Origin of the sequence: Sporosarcina ureae (assembly GCF_002109325.1) — a bacterium.
Lineage (GTDB): Bacteria > Bacillota > Bacilli > Bacillales_A > Planococcaceae > Sporosarcina > Sporosarcina ureae_C.
In genome coordinates this window covers 63,875-87,847 of the sequence record NZ_CP015348.1, presented here as the reverse complement: position 1 = coordinate 87,847, position 23,973 = coordinate 63,875, and the positions used below count along the sequence as shown (strand labels likewise).

At 42.7% G+C, this 23,973-nt stretch carries 25 protein-coding genes and 2 pseudogenes; 1 reads left to right on the top strand and 26 read right to left on the bottom strand.

The annotated features are described in order from the left end of the window. Positions 1–2: 2 nt before the first annotated feature. The 23 genes from SporoP32a_RS00470 to SporoP32a_RS00360 all read right to left on the bottom strand — a co-directional run bounded on the left by SporoP32a_RS00470 (position 3) and on the right by SporoP32a_RS00360 (position 19,038). Positions 3–956: a SpoIVB peptidase S55 domain-containing protein gene (locus SporoP32a_RS00470; protein WP_085426114.1), complete on the bottom strand. Its 954-nt coding sequence runs from the start codon at positions 954–956 to the stop codon at positions 3–5. 109 nt (positions 957–1,065) lie between these two features. Then, positions 1,066–2,766, bottom strand: a complete 1,701-nt coding sequence (gene recN / locus SporoP32a_RS00465; RefSeq protein WP_085426113.1) for a DNA repair protein RecN — start codon at positions 2,764–2,766, stop codon at positions 1,066–1,068. Between the two features lie 17 nt (positions 2,767–2,783). Then, entirely contained in the window at positions 2,784–3,233 is a 450-nt protein-coding gene (gene ahrC / locus SporoP32a_RS00460; RefSeq protein ID WP_085428934.1) for a transcriptional regulator AhrC/ArgR, read from the bottom strand. A 77-nt stretch (positions 3,234–3,310) separates the two neighbouring features. Then, positions 3,311–4,135 carry a TlyA family RNA methyltransferase gene (locus SporoP32a_RS00455; protein ID WP_085426112.1) on the bottom strand — a complete coding sequence of 275 codons (825 nt, stop codon included), beginning with the start codon at positions 4,133–4,135 and terminating at the stop codon, positions 3,311–3,313. Beyond that, a complete protein-coding gene (gene dxs, locus SporoP32a_RS00450; protein WP_085428933.1) occupies positions 4,132–6,030 on the bottom strand; it encodes a 1-deoxy-D-xylulose-5-phosphate synthase in 1,899 nt (632 codons plus the stop codon). Before dxs ends, SporoP32a_RS00455 begins: the two co-directional genes overlap by 4 nt. Positions 6,031–6,167: 137 nt before the next feature. Next, positions 6,168–7,052, bottom strand: coding sequence for a polyprenyl synthetase family protein (locus tag SporoP32a_RS00445; RefSeq protein ID WP_085426111.1), 885 nt, complete (start codon positions 7,050–7,052; stop codon positions 6,168–6,170). Continuing rightward, positions 7,045–7,287, bottom strand: coding sequence for an exodeoxyribonuclease VII small subunit (locus SporoP32a_RS00440; protein WP_085426110.1), 243 nt, complete (start codon positions 7,285–7,287; stop codon positions 7,045–7,047). Before SporoP32a_RS00440 ends, SporoP32a_RS00445 begins: the two co-directional genes overlap by 8 nt. Positions 7,288–7,289: 2 nt before the next feature. Then, positions 7,290–8,639 (bottom strand): exodeoxyribonuclease VII large subunit, encoded by a 1,350-nt coding sequence (xseA, locus tag SporoP32a_RS00435; protein WP_085426109.1) that lies wholly within the window; start codon positions 8,637–8,639, stop codon positions 7,290–7,292. A gap of 63 nt (positions 8,640–8,702) precedes the next feature. Continuing rightward, positions 8,703–9,572: a bifunctional methylenetetrahydrofolate dehydrogenase/methenyltetrahydrofolate cyclohydrolase FolD gene (folD, locus tag SporoP32a_RS00430; RefSeq protein ID WP_085426108.1), complete on the bottom strand. Its 870-nt coding sequence runs from the start codon at positions 9,570–9,572 to the stop codon at positions 8,703–8,705. A 77-nt stretch (positions 9,573–9,649) separates the two neighbouring features. Beyond that, entirely contained in the window at positions 9,650–10,024 is a 375-nt protein-coding gene (gene nusB, locus SporoP32a_RS00425; protein WP_085426107.1) for a transcription antitermination factor NusB, read from the bottom strand. 478 nt (positions 10,025–10,502) lie between these two features. Then, the gene (locus SporoP32a_RS00420; protein ID WP_085426106.1) at positions 10,503–10,889 is read right to left on the bottom strand and encodes an Asp23/Gls24 family envelope stress response protein; all 387 of its coding nucleotides are present in this window, start codon (positions 10,887–10,889) and stop codon (positions 10,503–10,505) included. 16 nt (positions 10,890–10,905) lie between these two features. Next, positions 10,906–12,252, bottom strand: coding sequence for an acetyl-CoA carboxylase biotin carboxylase subunit (gene accC / locus SporoP32a_RS00415; RefSeq protein WP_085426105.1), 1,347 nt, complete (start codon positions 12,250–12,252; stop codon positions 10,906–10,908). 13 nt (positions 12,253–12,265) lie between these two features. Continuing rightward, complete coding sequence (gene accB, locus SporoP32a_RS00410) at positions 12,266–12,757, bottom strand: acetyl-CoA carboxylase biotin carboxyl carrier protein (RefSeq protein WP_085426104.1); 492 nt, start codon at positions 12,755–12,757, stop codon at positions 12,266–12,268. A 270-nt stretch (positions 12,758–13,027) separates the two neighbouring features. Next, positions 13,028–13,579 (bottom strand): SpoIIIAH-like family protein, encoded by a 552-nt coding sequence (locus SporoP32a_RS00405; protein ID WP_085426103.1) that lies wholly within the window; start codon positions 13,577–13,579, stop codon positions 13,028–13,030. Next, positions 13,566–13,988: a hypothetical protein gene (locus SporoP32a_RS00400; RefSeq protein WP_085426102.1), complete on the bottom strand. Its 423-nt coding sequence runs from the start codon at positions 13,986–13,988 to the stop codon at positions 13,566–13,568. The genes SporoP32a_RS00405 and SporoP32a_RS00400 overlap by 14 nt, the downstream gene beginning before the upstream one ends. A 64-nt stretch (positions 13,989–14,052) precedes the next feature. After that, complete coding sequence (locus SporoP32a_RS16625; RefSeq protein WP_157129904.1) at positions 14,053–14,220, bottom strand: hypothetical protein; 168 nt, start codon at positions 14,218–14,220, stop codon at positions 14,053–14,055. Positions 14,221–14,229: 9 nt separating this feature from the next. Next, a complete protein-coding gene (locus SporoP32a_RS00395; RefSeq protein ID WP_158232677.1) occupies positions 14,230–15,129 on the bottom strand; it encodes a stage III sporulation protein AE in 900 nt (299 codons plus the stop codon). Positions 15,130–15,164: 35 nt separating this feature from the next. Next, complete coding sequence (locus tag SporoP32a_RS00390; RefSeq protein ID WP_085426100.1) at positions 15,165–15,542, bottom strand: stage III sporulation AC/AD family protein; 378 nt, start codon at positions 15,540–15,542, stop codon at positions 15,165–15,167. Next, a complete protein-coding gene (locus SporoP32a_RS00385; protein ID WP_029054553.1) occupies positions 15,543–15,752 on the bottom strand; it encodes a hypothetical protein in 210 nt (69 codons plus the stop codon). Between the two features lie 706 nt (positions 15,753–16,458). After that, positions 16,459–17,016, bottom strand: coding sequence for an elongation factor P (gene efp, locus SporoP32a_RS00375; protein ID WP_085426098.1), 558 nt, complete (start codon positions 17,014–17,016; stop codon positions 16,459–16,461). 24 nt (positions 17,017–17,040) lie between these two features. Further along, the gene (locus SporoP32a_RS00370; RefSeq protein ID WP_085426097.1) at positions 17,041–18,102 is read right to left on the bottom strand and encodes a M24 family metallopeptidase; all 1,062 of its coding nucleotides are present in this window, start codon (positions 18,100–18,102) and stop codon (positions 17,041–17,043) included. Continuing rightward, entirely contained in the window at positions 18,096–18,542 is a 447-nt protein-coding gene (gene aroQ, locus SporoP32a_RS00365) for a type II 3-dehydroquinate dehydratase (RefSeq protein WP_085426096.1), read from the bottom strand. Before aroQ ends, SporoP32a_RS00370 begins: the two co-directional genes overlap by 7 nt. A 70-nt stretch (positions 18,543–18,612) precedes the next feature. Then, a complete protein-coding gene (locus SporoP32a_RS00360) occupies positions 18,613–19,038 on the bottom strand; it encodes a hypothetical protein (protein ID WP_085426095.1) in 426 nt (141 codons plus the stop codon). 122 nt (positions 19,039–19,160) lie between these two features. Between SporoP32a_RS00360 and SporoP32a_RS00355 the strand changes: the two genes are divergently transcribed. After that, a complete protein-coding gene (locus SporoP32a_RS00355) occupies positions 19,161–20,150 on the top strand; it encodes a DUF1385 domain-containing protein (RefSeq protein ID WP_085426094.1) in 990 nt (329 codons plus the stop codon). A 94-nt stretch (positions 20,151–20,244) separates the two neighbouring features. Here SporoP32a_RS00355 and SporoP32a_RS00350 read toward each other — a convergent pair whose 3' ends face one another. The 3 genes and pseudogenes from SporoP32a_RS00350 to SporoP32a_RS00340 all read right to left on the bottom strand — a co-directional run. Next, positions 20,245–21,636 carry a carbon starvation CstA family protein gene (locus SporoP32a_RS00350; protein WP_232319616.1) on the bottom strand — a complete coding sequence of 464 codons (1,392 nt, stop codon included), beginning with the start codon at positions 21,634–21,636 and terminating at the stop codon, positions 20,245–20,247. 331 nt (positions 21,637–21,967) lie between these two features. Beyond that, positions 21,968–23,086, bottom strand: a pseudogene (locus SporoP32a_RS00345) (ribonucleotide-diphosphate reductase subunit alpha); the annotation flags it as partial. A gap of 249 nt (positions 23,087–23,335) precedes the next feature. Further along, positions 23,336–23,971 (bottom strand): annotated as a pseudogene (locus SporoP32a_RS00340) (ribonucleotide-diphosphate reductase subunit alpha); the annotation flags it as partial. Positions 23,972–23,973: the final 2 nt, after the last annotated feature.

Sequence of the window (23,973 nt, the reverse complement as noted above, 5' to 3'; positions counted from 1 at the left end):
TTTTACTTTTCATTTGTTCGCATCGTTTTCAGGAAAAGCGCGGCCCCTTTTTCCGGCTCGTCCACAAACATATGCGTAATGGCTCCGACAAATTTACCGCTTTGGATAATGGGGCTCCCGCTCATTCCTTGCAAGATCCCACCCGTCTTACTCAGTAATTTTTTGTCAGTTACTTGGATTTGGAATTGTTCTTCTTCTATCTTCGTAATTTGGATGGTGAATTTCTCTACAGTAGAACCTTCCACCGTAGTAAATATTTCTGCTGGACCGATCATCAATTCAAACGGCTGCATAATTTCAAGGGGTTCAGCCAATACTTTATTGTATGCATTTTTCCAATTACCAAATATTCCATACACATTATTGATTTGAATATTTCCGAGGAACTTATTCTGATCAATAATGGAGGAAATTTTATATCCCGGAAATCCTGGAGAACTTTTCTTAATCTGACTAATTTCCGATAAATAAATGGCGCCTTTTTCAAACGGCGGAGCAGACTGTAACGTACTATCAATGATCTGGTGTCCCAGCGCTCCGTATGTTCCACTTTTCGGGTCGACGTAAGTTAATGTTCCGGTACCTTCCGTTCGGTCCTTAAGGAAGGGTGTGGCGCGCTTAATGAGCGACCGATCTGCTTGAATGGTTTCGTGTTTACCATTTCGCAAAATGTCGAGCATCATCGTAGCGCTGTCCTTTTGCACAGCACGTTCAAAATTAACAAGTTGCTTCATATCGTTACCGTTCAATTGGCGAATAATATCGCCTTTTTTCAGCCATTCCTGCTGATCAATCTTAACGTCACTCGTTACATAAATCCCGCTCAAATCCATTTGAATACCAATGGAGTCTCCCATTGGAATGAGCGTTTCTTCTTCGGCTAATGAAATTCCAGGCACAAGGCAGAGCATCAAGACAAGAGCTAAAAGTGTTTTGAAAGATTTATTCCATCCCATGTTTCACCTCCTCAACGAAAGATACCTTTGGTATGTCCTTTCGTCGGGAAAGTATGAAAGGGTAAAATAAACAGTACCCATTCCCATGGAAAACCTTGTACATTACACTTTATTTACGAAATTCCTGTTTGCGCTGTTCAGCTAATACTAATAATTCTTCTGCATGCTGAAGCGTTAAAGTCGTAATTTCTGCACCTGAAAGCATACGCGATAATTCTTCCGTACGTTCTCTTTGCATAACATCATGAATTGCCGTAGTTGTCCGACCATCATGCACATCTTTTTTAATCAAATAGTGATGATCGGCCATTGCAGCTACTTGTGGTAAATGCGAAATACATAACACTTGTGAATGGCTAGAGATCATGGAAATTTTTTCAGCAATGGATTGTGCTACACGTCCGCTCACACCCGTATCCACTTCATCGAAAATAATCGATGTCACACCTTGATGTTGAGAAAAAATAGTTTTTAACGCTAACATCATTCGAGATAATTCGCCACCCGACGCCACTCGTACTAACGGTTTGAGTGGTTCACCCAAGTTCGTGGAAATCATAAACACCACTTCGTCAAATCCATTGGCGTCAAATTGATGCGGCTGTTTTTGACTAATTTGTACTTTGAATGTCGCTTTTTCCATATATAATTGTTTTAGTTGCTCTTCAATCCCTTTTTCGAGAGACAGCGCCGCTTTTTTACGAATAATAGATAATTCATTCGCTTCAATTTCGAGATCTTCTACGTATTGTGCCAACAATTCCTGATTTTGATGCAATCTTTCGTCACGATTGACAAGTTGATCGAGTGCATCAGCAATCTTATCGCGATAAATCAAAATATCTTCTAACGATTTGCCGTATTTACGCTTCAATGTCAAAAATAATGCCAATCGATCATCGACAAATTCCAATCGATCCGGCTGGAATTCCATGCCATCAATCATTCGTTTTAAATCATGCGAGACATCTTGTAGCGCATAAAATGACGAATTGACCGTTTCAGATATAGTTTTTAGCTCTTCATCAATTGACGCAGCTTCTTCAAGATCACTCATCGAATTACCAACCCAGTCAAGACCGTGCGATTCCAGCGATAATGCTTCATATGATGTGTTCAAGCGATCAAATAGACGGTTAAAGTGCTGGAGCTTCACACGTTCAGACTCCAGTGCTTCTTCTTCGCCGACGATTAAATTAGCCGCGTCGATTTCTTCCAATTGGAACTTGTACAGATCAATTTTTTGTGCGATTTGTTGTTCGTCTTGCGTTTTCGTAGCAATAAGTTGCTGAAGTTTTTTATATTTATCATAAAGTTCGGTATAGGTCGACATAGCTCGCTCAATTGGCTCACCAATAAAGAAATCCAGCAAATGAATATGGCGCTTTTCATTCATCAATTCTTGATTTTCATGCTGTCCGTGAATATCGATTAGCAAAGAACCAATCTCACGCAATATAGCAATCGTTACGAGTTTACCATTGACACGGCAAGCGGATTTCCCGCTAGCACTAATATCTCGACGTAAAATTACAATACCTTCTTCTGTATCGATGCCAAATTCCGTCAATTTCTCTGACACGGCTTTGATATTTTGATCGATAGTGAAAAGTCCTTGAAGCTCAGCTTTTTTTGCACCATGACGAATGAATTCTTGTGATCCACGGCCACCAGCGAGTAGTTGGACAGCATCGATGATAATTGACTTCCCGGCACCTGTTTCACCGGTCAACACCGTTAATCCGTCGTCAAATGCGATTTCAAGTTGTTCAATAATAGCAAAGTTTTTAATCGAAAGTTCGCTTAACAAAGAAATCCTCACCTCACTTATAGCATTGATAATAGTTTATCTTTTACATACTCTGTTTGAGATTCTTCACGGCAAATGATCAAGCATGTATCGTCGCCGCAAATCGTTCCAAGCATTTCATCCCAGTCCAAGTTGTCGACAAGCGACCCTACTGCCTGCGCATTACCGGGAAGCGTTTTCAGCATGATGAAGTGACTTGCACTATCGATTCCGACAAACGCGTCTTCTAGCATACGCTTCAATTTCTCTTCCGTATTATAGCGGTGGATCGGCGGTAGGCTATATTTATAATTCCCTGACGGAGAAGGTACTTTAATCAAGTGCATTTCTTTAATATCACGCGAAACTGTAGCTTGCGTGACATCTGCTCCAGCATCTTTCAGACTTTCGACCAATTGATCCTGTGTCTCGATTTCATGATTTGTAATAATCTCTCTAATACGTAGATGCCGTTGTCCTTTATTCAATTTCATTCACTCCGATCGTCTTGGGTTCATAAACAAAAGTATACTAATCATATAAAAAACGCGCAACTCATTGCGCGTTATGTTAAATCATTATGAGCCTGTTTGACTAAATTTTTAAAGTCATCTGTCGTGAAATCAGTTGTCGCTTCGTCTTCAGCTACTAAATAATACAAGAACTCTATATTGCCTTCTCCACCTGTAACAGGCGAATAGGTAGCCCCTTTTACTGAAAATCCTTCCGCCACCGCCATCTTAGCAATCTTTTCCAAGACTTCAAGATGGATAGCAGGATCACGGACAATCCCTTTTTTACCGACTTTATCTTTACCCGCTTCAAATTGTGGTTTTACGAGCGCCGCAACTTGTCCGCCTGGTACAATAATTTTCTTTAGAGCAGGCAAAATTAGTGATAACGAAATGAATGAAACGTCGATTGTCGCAGCTTCCGGTAACCCTTCTGTAAACATATCTACAGTCGCATGACGGAAGTTCTGTCTCTCCATCACGGTCACTTGATCATGCTGTCGGATCTTCCAAGCGAGCTGATTATACCCTACATCTAGCGCGTAACAATGTTTCGCTCCGTTTTGTAGTGCGCAATCTGTAAAGCCGCCTGTCGAAGCACCGATATCGAGAACAATCTTTTCCTTCACGGAAATAGGAAAAGACACCAATGCCTTTTCCAATTTCAAGCCACCACGACTTACATATTTAATCGCAGGACCCTTTACAGTCAATGGCGCATCAACCGCGATTTTCTCTCCTGCTTTTTCAATTCTAGACGTATCAGTGTATACAAGTCCCGCCATGATGGAACGTTTTGCTTGCTCACGTGATTCTGTCAAACCACGCTCCACAAGCAATATATCCACTCTCTCTTTTTTCACAGGTGCACCACTCATACTCTTTCTCTTTCCGCTGCCTGCTTAATAGCCGCTGCAGTTACTTCCGCCACATGATCTGGTGTCATATGGACTTCAATTAATAATTTATCCACACCGCCGTGTTCAATGAATTCATCCGGAATACCGATTCTCTCAAAGATCGTACCTGTATGACCGACTTGTTCTGCATATTCCATTACACCACTGCCGAATCCTCCAGCAAGTACAGCTTCTTCAATCGTAATAATCGGTTTACCTTTCGCAAATAGCTCATCCAGTAAATCCGTATCCATCGGCTTAATGAAACGCGCATTCACAACCGCGACATGTTTGCCTTTTGCTTTTAGTTGTTCAGCCGCAGCGAACGCCATTGGAATTGTAGTTCCAAATGTCAAGATCGTCGCGTCTTCACCTTCTTGCAAAACTTCCCACGTACCAATTGGAATCGTATGAAGCTCTTCATCCATCGGTACACCATAACCATTTCCACGTGGGAAACGAAGCGCGATTGGGCCCTCATCGTAATCGATAGCGGTCTTCACCATATGTTGACCTTCATTCTCGTCTTTTGGCATCATGATGACCAAGTTTGGCAAATGACGCAAGAACGCAATGTCAAATACACCGTGATGTGTTTCTCCATCTGCACCAACAAGTCCCGAACGGTCAATACCTATAAAGACATTGAGCTTCTGACGTGTCACATCATGCAACATTTGATCGTATGCTCGCTGTAAGAATGTCGAATAAATCGCTAGGAACGGTTTCATTCCAGTCGCGGCAAGTCCTGCTGCCATCGTCGTCGCATGTTGCTCGGCAATTCCTACATCGAAGAATCGATCTGGGAATTCTGCAGCGAAAGATTCAAGTTTTGATCCGACAGGCATTGCAGGCGTAATCGCGACAATGCGTCGATCTTCTCTTGCCAATTTACGCACTGTTTCAGAAATCAACGCACTCCAAGCAGGACCTTTTACAGGGGATTTCACAAAATCTCCCGTTTCGATCTTATAAGGCCCCGTACCATGCCATGTACCTATTTTATCTAACTCAGCTGGGCTATACCCTTTACCTTTTTTCGTAATCACATGAAGTAATACCGGTCCTTCCATTTTCTTCGCATATTGAAGAGAACGCTCCAATTCCACAAAGTCATGGCCATCAATCGGTCCTAAATACGTGAATCCAAGCTCCTCAAAGAAGACTCCGTTAACTACCAAATATTTCAAACTGTCTTTCACACGTTCCGCAGCTGTCGCGACTCTGCCGCCTACTGCTGGGATTTTACGCAACAAGAATTCCAGTTCGTCTTTGACGTTATTATACTTTCCAGCCGTACGTAATTTTCCAAGTATCGAATGCAATGCACCAACGTTTGGAGCAATAGACATTTCATTGTCATTTAGAATGACCGTGAGATTCGTCTTTTCGTGACCGATATGGTTCAATGCTTCAAGCGCCATACCGCCAGTCAAAGCTCCATCACCAATGATCGGGATGACAAAACTATTTTCCTTTTTAATATCTCGTGCAACCGCCATTCCCATAGCCGCTGACAAAGATGTTGAACTATGGCCGGTTTCCCATACATCATGTATGCTCTCCGCCATTTTAGGGAATCCGCTCAATCCTTTATATTTTCTAAGAGTATCAAACTCGCCAGCTCGGCCCGTCAGAATTTTATGGACATATGACTGATGTCCTACATCCCATAAAAACTTGTCGGTTGGACTGTCGAATATTTTATGCAATGCAATCGTTAATTCGACAACACCCAGATTCGGCCCGATATGCCCGCCAGTCACCGATAAATTCTCAATCAAAAAATGACGAATATCTGCCGCCAATGCTTCCAATTGTTCTTTATCGAGCTCTTTTATAAAAGATGGATTGGTAATCGTTGTTAGATCCATCATGATCACACACCTTCATCTAGTAAGTAGGTTTTTCCATTCGTACGCGCTATTTATTGTTCATCAAATCAAGTAGCTGTAGTTTGTTTCTACATTATAACAGTAACAACGTACGACACAAATATAACGGTTTCAAATTACATATTTCGCTCAATGATGTAATCCGCTAACAAACACAAAACTGACTCTTCTAATCCAATAGACTGTAACGCATCTAGGGCTTCTTCATGACGCGCTTTTAATTGTTCACGCGCTCCGTCTAGTCCAAGTAATGAAGGATACGTCGACTTTTCGCTTGATGTATCACTATTTGCCGGCTTACCTAATTGCTCGGTCGTAGCGGTAACATCCAAAATATCGTCTTGTATTTGGAAAGCTAATCCAATGTTGCGAGAAAAACGGTTAAGTTGCTCGCGTTGTTCTGCTGAAGCTTGTGCTAGTACAGCGCCTGCTTCAATACAGTATGAGAGTAATGCGCCTGTTTTATGAATATGAACTTCCTCTAATTCAGCTAAAGGTAATAATTGATGTTCACCTTTCATGTCAAGGACCTGTCCTTTGACCATCCCTTGTGCACCTGAAGCTTTCGCGAGTAACCCAACGAGTTCAATCGCAGCAGAAGGTGGTGTTTCACGAAGGTCCGCGAGCGCCTGGAATGCCATTGCTTGCATGGCGTCTCCAGAAAGTGTCGCCACATCTTCTCCATACACTTTATGGTTCGTAGGTTTTCCTCTTCTGAAATCATCGTCATCCATGCAAGGTAGATCATCATGGATCAATGAATATGTATGTATCAATTCGACAGAAGCTGCCACTTTCAATGCATCTGCCGAATCTTTATTCAGATCATGTAACACAGCCATAACGAGTAAAGGACGAATACGCTTCCCGCCCGCAGCGATGGAATACGTCATGGACTCGTGCAAAGCAGCCGGAATATCAGGCTTCGCTAATTGATTCGTTAATTCTCGTTCAATTTCCGGAATCATTTTATCGACAAAAGCTTGTAGTTTCTCATTCATTCGGCTCACCTGCTGTCGGATCAAATGAAGATTCATTACCCTCTTGATCAATCATGCGAATCAATTGTTTTTCTGCATTTTGTAATTTTTTCTGGCAATAGGCGGAGAGCTTCATCCCTTGTTTATACAATGTGATCGTATCATCCAAAGGCGCTTCTCCAGCCTCCAACTTCTGTACAATTTCTTCTAACTGGTGCATTGCCTGCTCGAATTGCATTTCTTTATCTTCTGCCATCCTTACTCGACCTCCTTTGGAATGATTTCTTTTACAATAGTAGAAATAGATCCGTCCGCCAATTGAAGCGTTACGTGATCACCGCTCACTACATCTTGAATGGATTTAATCACTTCATCATCTTTATAACCGATCGAAAAGCCTCTTTCCATCACTTGTAATGGATTCAGGGCTTGCATCATGCGCATCAATGACACAAAATGCTGCTGACGTTGTGTAATTGTTTGCTGTGCTGCACGGTTCAAACGCATTTCCAATTGTTTTGTCTGTTGCTGTTCAAGCTGGATGCGTCGAATCGGTGTGTAGTACTGAAAACCCGCGTATAAGCGATCAAAATTCATCCGTTTCCCTTGGACGATGGCGACACTGCTGCGATGCAATCGATCTTCAAGGCCATCAATTTTCTCGATAAACGGTCTGTATAGCCGATCCGGATATTGAAGTGGATAGGCAGCTTGAGCTGTTTCTAACCGCTTATTCAACTGCTTAATCAATGTTTGTGCAGCCATATAGATGGACCGCTGTTGATTTTTCAGATGTTGGAATAATTGGAGTTGGTCCGGAACGGCCATCTCAGCTGCTGCAGTCGGCGTAGGTGCACGTAAATCCGCAACAAAATCTGCTATTGTCGTATCCGTTTCGTGACCTACTGCACTGATGATCGGAATACGACTGGAGAAAATAGCACGCGCCACATCTTCTTCGTTAAATGCCCATAAGTCTTCTATAGAGCCACCACCCCGCCCCACAATCAACACATCCACGTTCGCCATGCGATTCGCTTGTTCAATTGCTTTGACAATCGAAGGGACTGCGGTACGACCTTGCACAAGAGCTGGGAATAAGTGCATCTCTGCCATCGGAAAGCGTCGATTGATCGTCGAGTACATATCACGTAATGCAGCACCCGATTCAGCAGTAATAATACCGATTCGTTGCGGTACTTGCGGAATGGGTTGCTTAAATCGTTGTTCAAACAATCCTTCTTGCTGAAGCTTCTTTTTCAACTGTTCAAAAGCTAGGTACAGCGCCCCGATACCGTCTGGCTCCATCGTTTGTACGTAGAGCTGGTACGATCCTGCCGTTTCAAACACCGTCACATCTCCTGTGATCAGTACATTCATACCATTTTCAGGCTTAAATTGAAGTGTATTGGAACGAGAACGGAACATGGCCGCTTGGATTCTCGTCTTATCGTCTTTCAACGTAAAGTAAATATGACCGGACGGATGCAATTTAACGTTCGACAATTCACCTTTTACATAAACATTTCGCAAATGAGGATCTGCGTCAAATTTACGTTTGACATATTTCGTTAGCGCTTGAACGGTTAAAAAAGTTTGATTGGACATGTTTCCGTCACCTGCCCTTTTATGTATAGAGAGGCGCTCATGAAGAGCGTCTCTCGTTTAGAATTACTTATTTTGCGTACGTGCCTTTAATTTATTCTCCGCACTTTCGACAGTATTTTTCAATAGCATCGTAATCGTCATCGGACCTACTCCACCTGGTACCGGTGTAATAGCGCTCGCTTGCTTCTCCGCTGATTCATAATCAACGTCCCCACATAGCTTACCGTTTTCATCACGGTTCATACCGACGTCAATAACCACTGCGCCTTCTTTGATGTAATCACCTGTAATGAATTTAGCCATTCCAATAGCGACAATTAAAATATCCGCTTGTAACGTAAATTTCTTCAGATCTTCTGTACGGGAGTGACAATACGTAACCGTTGCATCTTTTTGCAACAGCAGTTGTCCCATCGGCTTCCCTACAATATTACTTCTACCAATAATCACCGCGTGTTTGCCCGCAATATCTACGTTTGATCGTTCAAGCAACTGCATGATGCCGTATGGAGTACATGGCAAAAACGTTTCTTGACCAATCAACATTTTACCGACATTCATCGGATGGAATCCGTCGACGTCTTTTTCAGGACTGATCGCGCGGATGACTTTGTTTTCGTCAATATGCTTAGGTAACGGCAATTGCACCAAAATACCATCAATCGTATCGTCTTGGTTGAGTTTTTCCACTTCAGCCAACAGTTCTTGTTCTGACACGGTGTCGGGCAATTTAGTGAGCACGGATTTCATACCGGCTTCCTTGCTGGATTTTTCTTTGTTTCTCACGTAAGTTTCAGATGCCGGATTTTCTCCAACTAAAATAACAGCTAGACCAGGTTGAACCCCTTGTGCTACTAAAGAAGCGACTTCTTCTTTTAGTTCATTTCGGATTTCTTGTCCTATTGCTTTTCCATCAATCTTTTTACTAGACATGATTTTCCCACCAAACTTTTTTATTTGTATTGAAAGTTGATCGAGCTCAAGCTTGCTACTAGTAGTGACGATTTCGGTTACTTAAATTTAGAAAGTACCCCATTAACAAAACGGCCCGACTTTTCGTCACCGAACGTCTTACATAGCTCAATCGCTTCGTTCATGATGACCCGATTCGGAACTTCTTCATTATGAAGCAGTTCATAGACAGCCAATCGTAACACTGTACGTTCGATCTTCGGCAATCTGTCGATGGTCCAGTTTTCCAATTTATTTGTGATTTCACTGTCGATTTCTGTCAAATGTTCCGCTGTACCTCGAACTAGTTGTTCGTAGAATGAATCCAGTGGTGTTTCCACGATATAACCTATCGCTTCGTCCACGTTCATCTCACTATTGTCTAGCTGAAACAGCGTTTGAATTGCTTTTTCACGTGCTTCTCGTCGTTTCATAATCGTTATCTCCTCTACCGCTCATCTTCAAAACCTAATGATAGCACAAAAGGCAGGAAAAGAACTAGTAGAATCAAGCGATTTTATGTCACCAGTTTGCATTTTTGGTCAAGTTGTTCATAAATTCATTGACGTAGCATAGTGGTTACGGTTGAAGGCAAAATGGATCGACGTTCTAGGTGTACGCTTTCCCATGGGCTTGCGATGAAGACCAATAAACGGATTCGCTCTTAGATTCGATTAAGTGCTCATAGAACACTCTTGACCGCTCTATAGCAAGTGCTGAGTGCTCTATTACGGTCGGCAAGCGCTCATAAGATTCGCTGGAGTGATCATAGACAACATTCAACCGCTCATAGCCCCCCACATCTCCTGCGGATAAAACTACAAAACTACAACCGCCACAAAAAAACCGAAGACAACCCCCACGATCAGTAGGAGGTTTGTCTTCAGTTATAATTTCATTCAAAAAAACCGTTCAGTCTTCGAAATGAATGCCTGTTATACGGACATTTACCTCATGTGTCTGAAGCGAAGTCATATGATAAATCGCTTGGCGGATTTCACTTTGAATTTCCGTAGCAATCGTAGGGATGGAATGGCCATACTCGATAATGCAATACACATCGATTTTTAGTCCTTCGTCTGCCCATTCGGTCTTTACACCTTTACCGTACATTACCTTACCCAACTTTTCCGCAACGCCTGTCGCAAAATTTCCTTGGGTGGCAATTACGCCACGCACTTCTGACGTCGCGATGCCAATGATGACTTCGAGTACTTCAGGTGCGAGTTGGACTCGTCCGAGTGCAGCATCTCCAGACGGTGTCATTCCGACAAACGATGCATTTGTTTTATCAGCCATTACACTTCTCCTCCAATTATTTCATGACGTCGTACTTTTCTAAGAACTTTGTATCAAAATCACCCGACTGGAAGATTTCGTTATCCATTACATTCGCGTGGAAAGGAATCGTTGTATGGACGCCTTCTACTACGAATTCATCCAATGCACGTTTCATCCGAGCGACCGCTTGCTCACGCGTATCCGCATGAACGATCAATTTTGCGACCATTGAGTCGTAAAACGGAGGAATCGTGTAGCCTGGGTATACTGCTGAATCCACACGTACACCAAAGCCGCCTGGTGGTAAGTACATCGTTACTTTACCAGGAGATGGCATGAAATTCTTTTCAGGATTTTCTGCGTTGATCCGGCATTCAATTGACCAGCCATTGAATTTAATATCTTCTTGTTTAAATGCTAATTCTTCGCCTGAAGCTACTTTTAGCTGTTGTTGAATTAAATCGATTCCCGTGATCATTTCTGTTACAGGATGCTCGACTTGAATTCGTGTATTCATTTCCATGAAGTAGAACTTTTGATTAATATGATCAAAAATGAACTCTACAGTACCCGCACCACGATAGTTACAAGCTTTAGCTGCTTTAACAGCCGCTTCACCCATTTCAGCACGCATTTCAGGAGTCAACGCAGGAGATGGAGCTTCCTCGACAAGTTTTTGCATACGGCGTTGTATAGAACAATCACGCTCACCTAAGTGAATCGCGTTGCCATACTTGTCTGCAAGTACTTGTACTTCTACGTGACGGAATACTTCGATATATTTCTCTATATAAACGCCTGGGTTACCGAAAGCCGCAGCCGCTTCTTTTTGTGTGATTTTAACGCCTTTGACTAGCTCGTCTTCATCACGTGCCACACGAATTCCTTTACCGCCACCACCAGCTGTTGCTTTGATGATTACTGGGAATCCAAGACCTCTTGCGATTTCAAGTGCATGATCTGCGTCGTCCACGATGCCGTCAGAACCAGGAACAATCGGAACACCTGCAGACGCCATTGTATTACGCGCTACATCTTTTGTTCCCATTTTCGAAATCGCTGCCGCTGTTGGCCCGATGAATTCGATATTTACTTCTTCACATAGTTCTGCGAAGCTTGCGTTCTCTGCAAGGAAACCATAACCAGGATGGATTCCGTCACAGTCAGTTGCTTTTGCAGCACTGATGACGTTTGAGAAGTTTAAATAGCTGTCTGTTGATAGACGTGGCCCGATACAAACTGCTTCGTCTGCCAGTTGAACGTGTAGCGCCTCTGCATCTGCTTCAGAATAGACAGCAACAGTTTTGATACCCATTTCTTTACATGCACGAATAATCCGTACTGCGATTTCTCCACGGTTTGCGATTAAAACTTTTTTCATTAGTTACTCCTCCTTAGTTTTCTCTAACAAGGAATAAAGGTTGTCCGTATTCCACTAGTTGACCGTCTTGCACTAAGATTTCAACGATTTCACCAGATACTTCTGATTCGATTTCGTTAAATAATTTCATTGCTTCTACGATACAAACGATGGATTCAGCTGTAACTTTATCACCTTTTTTAACGTATGCTTCTGCGTCAGGTGATGCAGCTTGATAGTATGTTCCAACCATTGGAGATGTAATTTTGTGTAATGTTTCGTCTGCCGCTACTTCAGCTGCTGGCGCTTCAGGTGCTGGAGCCGGAGTTGGAGCTGCTACCGCTACAGGTGCTGCTGGAGCCTGAACTGGAGCCGGTGCTGCAGGTGCTTCAGTAACCGTTGTTACGGCTTGTCCATCATTTTTCTCTAGTTTAATTTTCCCTCCATCTGATTCAAATGTGAACTTTTGGATGGATGATTGATCAATTAACTTAATAATTTCGCGGATTTCTTGAATTTTCAACATAACTGATTCTCCTAACTAATTTTTCTACCTATCGTATACTATGATAGACGTTTTACCGCAATTATGGAATAGCTAAAACACAAATTATTCTATTATTCTTGAAAAATACAGTTTAGTTTCCAAATTTTATGACTATTAAACTAAAATCGTGTCGATGCGTTATCAATTGTCGAATAGACGGTTTACCCATATGCTGAAAATAGAAAATAGTATGAGTTCGATATTTTTTAAGATACAAAAAAAGGAAGCCGCATGGACTTCCTTTTATCATTATTCTTTTGTTTCCGCGAAATCTACTTTTACAGTTTGTGCGCCATCCCAACTCGACATCACATACTGTGTGATTTCAGCGGCCATTTTCGGTGAGTGACTTTCATTCGATAACACTGTCACGTTGACGCGATCACCCTCTCCGCGTACAAACACCTCTGGGTAACCAAGCGCAGCAATTTGCATCTCCATCAGTGCTTCTGTCGAACTTATTTTTCTTAAATCCGCAATTTCATTGAAAATTTCATTTTTCTCTTCAGCAGAGAAATCAGAGGACGTCATTTTTTCTGTCAACTGCTGCACGGTTTCGCTGCGTTCATTGCGAACCTCCATGCGCATATCCTGGAAAATATACGATTCAGCAAATACCGGCTTTACTTCTTCCGACTTGCCTTCCTTTTCGAGTAACTTCGTTGCGTCCTTTGTTTCTTTCGTGAAGATTGCAATTCCATCAAATGGCATTGGAGATTCATTCTTCACGTAGTAGATTGAAATCACTGCGACTAGACTGAGTAATGTTAAAAACCAAACTGTTCGTTTATTGGCTTTCATGTTGATTCCCCCTTTTCTTCATTTCCACGATGACGATACGATGTTCAGGCAATTGTAGGACGTTGGCTAAGAGTTGTGAAAGTCCGTTTCGTACAGCTGGATCTTCTGCCCCTTCCGCTACGACAAGCAACCCCTGCAGTGGCGATTGGTTTTTCGAAGCGGATGAAACTGAGAAGTAATTAGCTAACGGGCTCTCTTCTTCTTTTTCATCATAATGAAAATAAACCGTCACTTTCCCTAGCCCTTCCATTTGTTCAAGTGTTTCTTCAAGTGTTGACAGCATGCGTTTCTCTTCTTTTTTCTGTTTCTCCCCTCCTACATTCGCCGTACTGGTGATGTATAAAACGCTAACCACCATAACCATCAAACCGATCATGATCAATCGGGGTTTCCCTGTGGGCTTTTCCATAGTTCCATCACCATCTCAACTAGACTTGACCAAAACGAATTCTACATTTGCATAATATGTAGCGTCACAGTAACTTATGACTTGCGAACTGTAGAAAATATTGCAAAATCCAAATGCCGATCGCTACCTTACACAAAGGAATAATCATTCTTTCCATCTCTTGGCTAGCTAGCAGCTGAATAATCAGCGCAAGCACTACCAAGTTTGCTAGACCCACTAAAAATACTTCCATACACTTGCCTCATTTCCCGAACGTCATGAGTTTAATGAACGTCACAATGAAAATCGTCGTATAGATGAAAGCGAATGTCAGCAAAAACGAAATGGCACATAACACAAACAACGTACGACCAATATCATCCAGTAACCCACATACTTCTTTTTGTGAAAACGGTTCGATAATTGCTGCGGTCCATCTAAATAAAAACGCAATACAAAGAATTCGCACCGCCGGCAATAGCGCAATCGTCCAAATCGATACAAGTAGCCAGACACTCATGTACGCCGTCGCACCGGAAGAATAACGCCCGATCGATCCCAGCGTATCCGTCAACAGCGAACCGATGACGGGAATATTCTGCTTGATCAACTCCTTCAGCGGTTCATTCAACGCCCCATTCATCGTCCAAGAAAGCGCACCACCTGCCGTAATGAAGATGGAATAGGCTGCCACCATCGCAGAAACGACTGCAAGCAATGACGTACGCAGTAGATCTGCCATTTTCGTGAACGGAATCTCCGGCACCAATCGCGTGAAGATATCGAACAATAACGCCGTCAGCAATATTGGCAACAGAAACTTATCCGCAAACACGACAGCTCCTTGCGCAAACAACAGCAAGGCCGGTTGAAAATTCAAGACGCCAAACGTCGCGCCGGATGCCAAAATCATTGCAGCAATTAACGGATACATCCCGAGGAATAAAGAAGCGATCGTATGCGTGATCACCTGGATCTGCGTAAAACTCTCCCTCGCTGGTTCAATTAGCAAGACTAAGATCATAATCAGCAACAGAAACCTCGTCCATTTTTGAAACGCCGGAAGAAAGAAATCGACGAGAGATGCTAGGAGCAACATGATGAGCAACAAGAAAAATGGTCCGATGATACCGGCGATACTTTCCTGCAGAAAATTCAGCATAGATGCCTCGTCCATTCAGTATTGTAAGGATTCGTTCACCAGGGAATGAACGCGTGAATCGTCTCGATCAATTGCGTGATATACGGTAGCCACAACGTCATGATGACTACTTTCATGCTAGTCTGAAACAACTGCGCAAATGCCCCGTACCCTTCATCCTTCATCTGAAGCGACAGAACTTCTGCCACATAATACAGACCTGCACTGACTACTAATAGCGTGGCATAAGGCGACGGCATTTTTTCTGTTAACTCGATCAATGTCGAACCAAAGGGCACTAGTACCGTGAACACCACATACACCGTGACGAGTAAGAACAGCGCGGTGTAGAGAATGGGGTGCAAGGCAGGTGCAGCAAATGAAAGTAGAAGCAGCAAGAGATACACGACAAATAATTGAAAGAGAACTGCCATTTACATCGCCATGGATAGCCAGCTAAAGAATTCCGTGATCTCCGTGAAGAATATTCTGAGGAACATCAATAGCTCGATCGAGATGTACAGATAGGCCAAGAAAAACAGGAAAAACGAGAATTCTTTCTTGCCTGTTTGCTCGAAAAATACGTGCAATACCCCAATCACCAATCCGACGCCGGCGATGCGCAATAAATCATTCAGTTCCATCCCGCTACGCCTCCTCCATAGTCCACTCTATGAAACATGGTTGTTGGATATGCAAAAGTATAAAAGTTTAGGTGTCATTATTGATTGAAAGAATTAGGAGAAGTTTGTGTTGGGGTTGGGATTGGCGCTACGGAGGGGACGCTTTCCGGAGGGCGGGCGGTGAACCACACCGCTCGCTACGCTCACAAGGTGTTTCACCTGTCCCGCTGATCCTCCCGGAGTCGCCCCTCCTTCGCGCCAATCCCTTGCAATGCGAGTGGGTGATACTTTTTTAGTCATTAAAGTAAGTGTTGTAATCCATTTTGAACTTCAGTACATTAATTAAAATAAGTTAAAACAAACAATAATTCACATACTGCCTACAGTGAGTTATATAAGTACTACCACTATCAAAGTAGGATGGAAGCGGAAGCTGGCGGCGAAGTGCAAAGATGTGCTCCTAACGCTTCGCTTGTACTCGCAAAAGCCGTCCTTCGTTACGGCTCTTCCCGCAGGATCAGCTCGAAAGGAGAGATAACCAAAAGGGAGCTTGCGACCTGGTTGGCTCACCGAGAGCCCATGGGAAAGCGTCCGCCAGCTGGAGCTTCCATCCCCTCGCGCTCACAAATTCACTCACTATTCCTAAGCACGTGCTTTTAACTTGCGAATTATCCCCACGCAAAAAAGGATGCCCCATTCCTGGGACATCCTCGTTTTACCTATTTACTTACGCACGGGAAACGTATTCCGCTTCTTCTGTGTTGATAATCAACATATCGCCTTGGTTAACGAAGAATGGCACTTGAACCACAACGCCAGTTTCCATTTTCGCTGGCTTCGAACCACCACTAGCTGTGTCACCTTTAATACCAGGCTCTGTTTCAGCTACTTCAAGCGTAACTGTCACTGGCAACTCAACACCAAGTACTTCTTCTTTGTACGTAATTACGTGAACTTCCATATTCTCTTTCAAGAACTTCAGCTCATACTCCAACTGCTTTTCAGAAAGTTCGATTTGCTCGTATGACTCATTATCCATGAATACGTGCATCTCGCCATCCGCATACAAATACTGCATACGACGGTTGTCAATTTGTGCTTTTGCTACTTTTTCTCCCGCACGGAATGTCTTTTCATTGACGTTACCTGAGCGAAGATTACGCAACTTCGAACGAACGAACGCTGCACCTTTACCTGGTTTTACGTGTTGGAAATCCATTACACGCCAAATGTCTCCATCCACTTCAATTGTTAGTCCTGTACGAAACTCGTTTACTGAAATCATTCGTATTCCTCCATTTTTAACCGATTATAATATAAGCAGTTCTTTAGTAGACTTTGTCAAACGTTCGTTACCTGTTTCTGTGATCAGTATATCATCTTCGATCCGCACGCCGCCAATTCCAGGAAGATAAATTCCCGGTTCCACGGTTACGGCCATATTCGGCACAAGCACTGTATTCGAACGGAATGATAACGATGGAGCTTCGTGGACTTCCATTCCGATACCATGACCAGTTGAATGACCGAATGCTTCGCCGTAACCTTTGGACTTAATATAGTCGCGTGTAATTGCATCCGCTTCGATACCTGTCATACCAGGTTTGATCTGTTCCACACCCAATTCTTGAGCATGTAACGTTACCTCGTAAATTTCACGAAGTTTAGCAGAAGGTTCGCCGATCGCAACTGTTCTTGTGATGTCAGAGATATACCCATTATAGAGGGCACCGTAATCCATTGTAACTAAATCACCAGTCTCAATCACTTTATCAGAAGCAACCCCATGTGGTAAAGCCCCTCTTTCGCCTGAAGCAACAATTATGTCAAATGAAGAAGAAGTCGCGCCTTGTTTGCGCATGAAGAATTCTAGTTCATTGGCGATTTCAAGCTCTGTTTTACCCGCTTGGATGACTGAACAAATATAGACAAATGCTGCATCCGCAATCGCTGCCGCTTGCTTAAGCACTTCTATTTCTTCAGGGTTTTTGATCAAACGCAACTTCTCTACTAAACCAGCGACAGGCACTAGTTTTGCATCAACTTGCTTGTCATACATCTCAAACTGGCTATAACTAAGATCTTCTTTCTCGAAGCCCAGTGTATCGATTTTCATTTCTTTCACTTGATTCGCAACTTCTTGAATCATCGTTTCCGTGTGTTGGACGATACGATAACCCGTTAGTTGGTCATTGGCCTGCGCCATATAACGGAAATCTGTAATGAATACTGCGTCATCTTTTGAAATGATGGCAGTTCCCGCTGAGCCTGTGAAGTTCGTCATATAACGAAGGTTGTATGAGTTCGTGATGAATAATGCATCGAGTTGCTGTTCTTCCAATAACTTTCTCAATTTCTCTATTTTCAAGATTTTCTCTCCTCTCGTTGTAACAAGAACGCTTGGAAAGCGAGATCATAGCCCGCTGTTCCAAAGCCGCAAAGCTGTCCTGCCGCGACAGGCGCAATGACAGAGGTGTGCCGAAACTCTTCACGAGTATGTATATTCGAGATATGGACTTCAATTACCGGAACAGAAATCGATGCGACCGCGTCACGCAGGGCAATGCTGTAATGTGTAAACGCGCCTGGATTAAAGATGATGCCATCAATTTCTTGATCGCCTGCATCGTGAATTCGGTTGATTAGCTCACCTTCAATATTGGATTGGAAACACGAAAGCGTAACATCTGACTCATTCGCTAGACGCTCGATTCGGCTTTCTATATCCGCCAGTGTCTCCGCACCGTAAATATCCGGTTCTCTCTTGCCCAGCCGGTTCAGGTTTGGACCATTTAAGAGTAACAGCTCCACTTAATCCCCTCCCACTCATTTTTCTTTCCTATTTTAGCACAACGAGGTAGCGGGACAAACTAATACCGTTCTAACCAAATGTTTTTTTCATGTAGACAGACGTTCCTATCACGAAACGGAAGATCATCGCAAACAGACAAGCAAACGGAATCGATATTTTTTTAATGAACTGTGTCATCGTCAAATCCGCTTTTACGTGAATCATCCATTCAATAAAAATAATCGCAATGACCGTGATGATTAATGAAGACACCGAGGGCGGAATCTTGAACGTTAGACGTGCGAGATAGTATAAAATAAAAAATAGCAAAAAGCAGATTGCCCACAATATTATCCATTTAAGCCAACTAGGATAGGTTGCAAACATATGAAATTTCTTAGTCCAGCCGATCGGCGACCATTTTATAAATTTAAACACTTTAAGAAATTTTAATGAGATGATAGCTAGTACAGCCGCCATGACAGCTGTCCAAACATGTGTTGATGTAATTTTCATGACAATACCTCCCCTTCCAGTGTCGGGTTATTTACATATTTTTAAACATCTCAATGGTGCAACTTCAGTTTTTTTAGTACAATAGGAATATCGTTTCTTACGACAGAAAGTGTGGGTATGTTATGAGCCAACAGAAAACTCCTCCAGCATACGGAGGTCAAGCACTTATAGAAGGTGTAATGTTCGGTGGAAAGAAGGATACGGTCACTGCAATTCGCCGTAAAGATGATACGATCGAGTACTACCACGTACCGAGAGAATCACATCCTGTTCGTACTAAATTAAAGAAAATTCCTTTAATCCGTGGAATTGTAGCATTGATTGAATCCGCTGGAAATGGTTCCAAGCATTTGACGTTCGCGAGTGATCGCTACGACGTGATGCCTGGCGAAGAAGAGGATCATGCGAAAGAAGAAGAGACGTCGAAACTTGTGATGATTCTCGGAGTAGCAGCAGTCGGTGTTTTATCATTTATATTTGGTAAATTCGTCTTTACTCTCGTGCCGGTTTTCTTAGCAGAGTTATTCCAATCTGTAGCACCTGGCAAAACGGCGCAAATCATGATTGAAAGTTTCTTCAAACTATTCTTGTTGCTGACCTATATTGGATTGATTTCACTGACACCGCTTATCAAACGTGTTTTCCAATATCACGGAGCGGAACACAAAGTCATCAATAACTACGAAAGTAATATGAAAATGACAGTAGAAAACGTTCAATCGCAATCTCGTTTACATTACCGATGCGGTAGTAGTTTCATTTTGTTTACAGTGATTGTCGGAATGTTCATCTACTTCCTAGTTCCGACTGACCCGCTTTGGTTACGTGTTCTGAACCGGATTTTATTGATTCCTGTAGTACTTGGCGTGTCATTTGAAGTATTGCAGTTGACGAATGCCGTGCGTAACGTACCGGTACTTCGTTATCTAGGTTATCCCGGACTTTGGTTGCAATTACTGACAACAAAAGAGCCAGATGACAAGCAAGTCGAAGTTGCCATTGCTTCATTCGAAAAGTTACTTGAAGTCGAAGAGCATGGAGTTGGAGTGCTAAACCCTGAAGCTGCTGTAGAAGTAGAAGAAGCAAATGAGCCAAAACCTCTTCTTTCATAAGTGAAAACGAGCCCCGAATGCGTTATGCATTTGGGGCTTTGTCTAGTTAAAACACAAAAAGGACTCTTAGCACGAATGCTGAGAGTCCTTTTCGTTATTCACTTACAAACGCTGGTAGTCGTTTGGATTCGATTACTTTCAGTGCATAAAACACTCCAATCGCAACGGATACTATGATTCCCGTACTTACGGATAAACCGTAACCTAAGTGCAGTCCTTCAGGGGCATACATCCAGTACGTCACGACAACTGCGGTCATGAACATCGCAGGAATACCTGCAATCCAATGAGACCGTTTCTCTCTTATTAAGTAGGAAGTGGCGGTCCAAAGCATAACAGCTGCCACTAACTGGTTTGTTCCGCCTACATAACGCCATAAGAAGGAGTAATCAATAGTAGAAAGATAGAACATCGGAACACCCAACAACAGCGTAGATGCAAGAATGACCCACTTTTTATCGGGATTCAACCACTTGGAAGTCGCTTCCGTAAAGATCATACGCGCTGAACGTAGTGCTGTATCGCCTGTTGTAATCGGTAAAATGATAACACCTAATATAGCTAATAACCCTCCAAATGAACCGAGCAAAGTACTAGAGATTTCATTGACAGCACCTGCTGGACCACCTGCAGCCAACGCGCCTTGTAATCCGGACGTGCCTCCAAAGAACGTCATACCTGCCGCAGCCCACACCATCGCAATAACGCCTTCAGCAATCATCGCACCGTAAAAGACTTTACGCCCTTCCGATTCTTTTTTCATCGTACGTGAAACTATTGGACTCTGTGTACAGTGGAAACCAGAAATGGCCCCGCAAGAAATGGTGACCATTAGTAGCGGCCAAATCGGTAATTCACCTGGATGTAAGTTTTGTAATGTCAGATTCGGTATTTTCTCCGGTCCGAACAATAACGCCCCACCGATTCCGACGGCCATTACGATTAACACTACGCCGAATACCGGATACAAACGTCCAATAATTTTATTGATAGGCAAAATAGCAGCCAAGACAAAATAACCAAATATTAGTATAAGTGACACGATAAATGATAGCGGTGTAATAGATGAAATAAGTTGAGCAGGCCCTGCTGTAAAAGCGGCTGCTACAAGAACCATTAAGACGATGGAAATAACATTGATGAAGCGCCTTGCGATATCTCCCAAATACTCTCCTACAATTCTAGGGAATTGTGCGCCCCCATGCTTCAAGGACAACATACCCGAGAAATAATCGTGCACAGCACCTGCAAAAATACTACCGAACACGATCCAAATAAATGCGACGGGACCGTATAATGCACCTGCAATCGCTCCGAAAATAGGACCTAGCCCTGCAATGTTGAGTAGCTGGATCAGCCAACCTTTCCACCAACTCATCGGTACATAATCCATTCCGTCTTCCTGCAAGTACGCAGGCGTTTTTCTAGCATCATCAATTACAAATGCCTTTTCTACTACTTTTGAATACGTCAGGTAACCTACAATTTACAAGACGATGGATGATAAAAACGTCAGCATGAAACCCCTTCTTTCTCGTCTGCTATGTATTGATCTGATTCTATAATGAATACTCAGATTATTTGTTATCTTAGTATATAATAATGAGAATATTTTATCAATACAAATTAATAGATTTATCTAATTTTTCTAGAAAGTAGTTAAATATGTATCAATAATTCGCTTATGCACTGTGGGTTGTATGCGTAAGTAATTATACACGCAAAGAGAAATATCAAGTCTAAAGTACTTATCGTTATTATTATATTGAAAAAACCCCCAAGCGCTATACATGCACTTGAGGGTCGCTATTATATATTTATAATCCACACTTTAATTGCGCTTGGCAATTCGTACATGTGTTACATCCACCAATTTCTTCTACTGTGCCTTGTCGGCAAACTGGGCATGTGTCGCCCACTTCTGAACCGATCGTAACATTTGTAGAACGCAGTGCCTGAATCGTATTGACGAGCACAACTTTTGGCTGTTCCGCCACTTCGACTTCTTCTCCTGTGTCGGGGATATTATCTTCCGCTTTTAGAGTGAGTACTTGTGAATCACGGCTACCGTCGACGTATACTGTACCGCCTTTCGCTCCGCCTTTATATAATCTCTCATAGACACTCTCAACCTGCTTCACTGTGTAACCGCGCGGCGCGTTAACAGTTTTAGAGATAGAGCTGTCAATCCAGCGTTGAATGATACATTGTACATCCGCATGCGCTTCTGGTGCTAGTTCCATTGAAGAAATAAACCAATCAGGTAAGTTATTCGGATCTGCATCTGGATTAGCTTGCAAATACTCTTCCACGATTTCTGCTTTTACTTCGATGAACTTCCCTAGACGGCCACTGCGGTAGTATGTGAATGAAAAATATGGTTCTAATCCTGTCGAAACTCCTACCATTGTTCCAGTAGATCCCGTAGGTGCAACTGTAAGTAAATGGGAATTTCTAATACCATGTTCAAGAATCGCTTCACGGATATCTTCAGGCATGCGTTTCATGAAGCCCGAATTGATAAACGCGTGACGCAATGCTTTCGTTTCTTCATCTGTTTTACCGATCAAGAATGGGAAACTTCCCTTTTCTTTCGCTAATTCGATGGATTCACGATAAGCAGTGGTTGCAATAGTTTCAAATACTTCTTCCACTAATTGATTTCCTTCAGCGGAGCCGTATGTTTTCTCACAATAGATGTGAAGATCGGCAAGTCCCATAACCCCAAGTCCCACACGGCGTTCACCAAGGGCTTGTACTTTATTGTCTTCAAGGAAATACGGTGTCGCGTCGATGACGTTATCCTGCATACGTACACCTGTTTTAACTGTTTCAATCAATTTCGTAAAGTTCACTGTTTTAGTTTCTTTGTCTGTCATTTCAGCTAGGTTCACAGCAGCTAAGTTACAGACGGAATATGGTGCAAGTGGTTGTTCCAGTTGTTATCCTAAAGGCTTTTTATCCTCTAGTTCTTACAGTTGTCTTCCTGTAAGTTCAGCATACATTTTCACTGTTTCTTTCATACAGTGTTGCGGTCTCGTGCCTGGATTATAGTCTGATTATTATCAATCAGGATCACCAGGTATGCGTTGCCCCTGACTAGAATTTTACTTCCAGCCTTCGGTTCGGATTGGCATCTCAGCTTTCCCGCTTCATCCCGCAATTTTTAACGTGAGGCGAAGTCCACCACACGGATTCGTTGCTACAACTTGCTGTCCGTAAGCTTTCGCATTCGTTTCATTATTAGCATTATCAATAAAGAAAATGCCAGGTTCTGCCGAATACGTAGCACAGATATTAATTAAATCCCATAATGCACGGGCTTTGATCGTACGATAGACACGCACTTCATGTCCTTGACGTTCCCATTCACGAACATCGCCGACTTCATGCCATTGTTCGTTATAATGTTTCATTTGTTCAGGTGAATAATTTTCGACTGCTGGGAAGCGCAAATCATACTCCGCGTTCTCCTCCACCGCTTTCATGAAATCATCCGTTAATGTGACGGAAATGTTCGCGCCTGTCAGGAATTCTGGATTATGAACAGTATACGTTCCGCCATCTTGGAGTTTCAACTCCGCGTCACGAATGATCGCCGCGTTAAATCCACCTTGACCGGGGATTTCTTTATAATTTGCAACACCTTGATACATCGCTTCTTCTTGTGCTGTCAATGGTTTGAAATTCAATTTTTCATGTGCCAGCTTCTTAATCATTTCATCTTCTGTGTTTTCGATCAAATAACGCAAAATTCGCGGATTTTGCATCTTGGAAATGATGAATTCATAAATGTCCGGGTGCCAGTTGGATAACATTATCA

Excerpts from the sequence above, each read along its gene's own strand:
- SporoP32a_RS00470 (WP_085426114.1), bottom strand. The coding sequence starts at position 956 with ATGGGATGGAATAAATCTTTCAAAACACTTTTAGCTCTTGTCTTGATG.
- SporoP32a_RS00455 (WP_085426112.1), bottom strand. The coding sequence starts at position 4,135 with ATGAGTGGTGCACCTGTGAAAAAAGAGAGAGTGGATATATTGCTTGTG.
- dxs (WP_085428933.1), bottom strand. The coding sequence starts at position 6,030 with ATGGATCTAACAACGATTACCAATCCATCTTTTATAAAAGAGCTCGAT.
- SporoP32a_RS00445 (WP_085426111.1), bottom strand. The coding sequence starts at position 7,052 with ATGAATGAGAAACTACAAGCTTTTGTCGATAAAATGATTCCGGAAATT.
- SporoP32a_RS00440 (WP_085426110.1), bottom strand. The coding sequence starts at position 7,287 with ATGGCAGAAGATAAAGAAATGCAATTCGAGCAGGCAATGCACCAGTTA.
- xseA (WP_085426109.1), bottom strand. The coding sequence starts at position 8,639 with ATGTCCAATCAAACTTTTTTAACCGTTCAAGCGCTAACGAAATATGTC.
- folD (WP_085426108.1), bottom strand. The coding sequence starts at position 9,572 with ATGTCTAGTAAAAAGATTGATGGAAAAGCAATAGGACAAGAAATCCGA.
- nusB (WP_085426107.1), bottom strand. The coding sequence starts at position 10,024 with ATGAAACGACGAGAAGCACGTGAAAAAGCAATTCAAACGCTGTTTCAG.
- SporoP32a_RS00420 (WP_085426106.1), bottom strand. The coding sequence starts at position 10,889 with ATGGCTGATAAAACAAATGCATCGTTTGTCGGAATGACACCGTCTGGA.
- accC (WP_085426105.1), bottom strand. The coding sequence starts at position 12,252 with ATGAAAAAAGTTTTAATCGCAAACCGTGGAGAAATCGCAGTACGGATT.
- accB (WP_085426104.1), bottom strand. The coding sequence starts at position 12,757 with ATGTTGAAAATTCAAGAAATCCGCGAAATTATTAAGTTAATTGATCAA.
- SporoP32a_RS00405 (WP_085426103.1), bottom strand. The coding sequence starts at position 13,579 with ATGAAAGCCAATAAACGAACAGTTTGGTTTTTAACATTACTCAGTCTA.
- SporoP32a_RS00400 (WP_085426102.1), bottom strand. The coding sequence starts at position 13,988 with ATGGAAAAGCCCACAGGGAAACCCCGATTGATCATGATCGGTTTGATG.
- SporoP32a_RS16625 (WP_157129904.1), bottom strand. The coding sequence starts at position 14,220 with ATGGAAGTATTTTTAGTGGGTCTAGCAAACTTGGTAGTGCTTGCGCTG.
- SporoP32a_RS00395 (WP_158232677.1), bottom strand. The coding sequence starts at position 15,129 with ATGCTGAATTTTCTGCAGGAAAGTATCGCCGGTATCATCGGACCATTT.
- SporoP32a_RS00390 (WP_085426100.1), bottom strand. The coding sequence starts at position 15,542 with ATGGCAGTTCTCTTTCAATTATTTGTCGTGTATCTCTTGCTGCTTCTA.
- SporoP32a_RS00385 (WP_029054553.1), bottom strand. The coding sequence starts at position 15,752 with ATGGAACTGAATGATTTATTGCGCATCGCCGGCGTCGGATTGGTGATT.
- efp (WP_085426098.1), bottom strand. The coding sequence starts at position 17,016 with ATGATTTCAGTAAACGAGTTTCGTACAGGACTAACAATTGAAGTGGAT.
- SporoP32a_RS00360 (WP_085426095.1), bottom strand. The coding sequence starts at position 19,038 with ATGAAAATTACATCAACACATGTTTGGACAGCTGTCATGGCGGCTGTA.
- SporoP32a_RS00355 (WP_085426094.1), top strand. The coding sequence starts at position 19,161 with ATGAGCCAACAGAAAACTCCTCCAGCATACGGAGGTCAAGCACTTATA.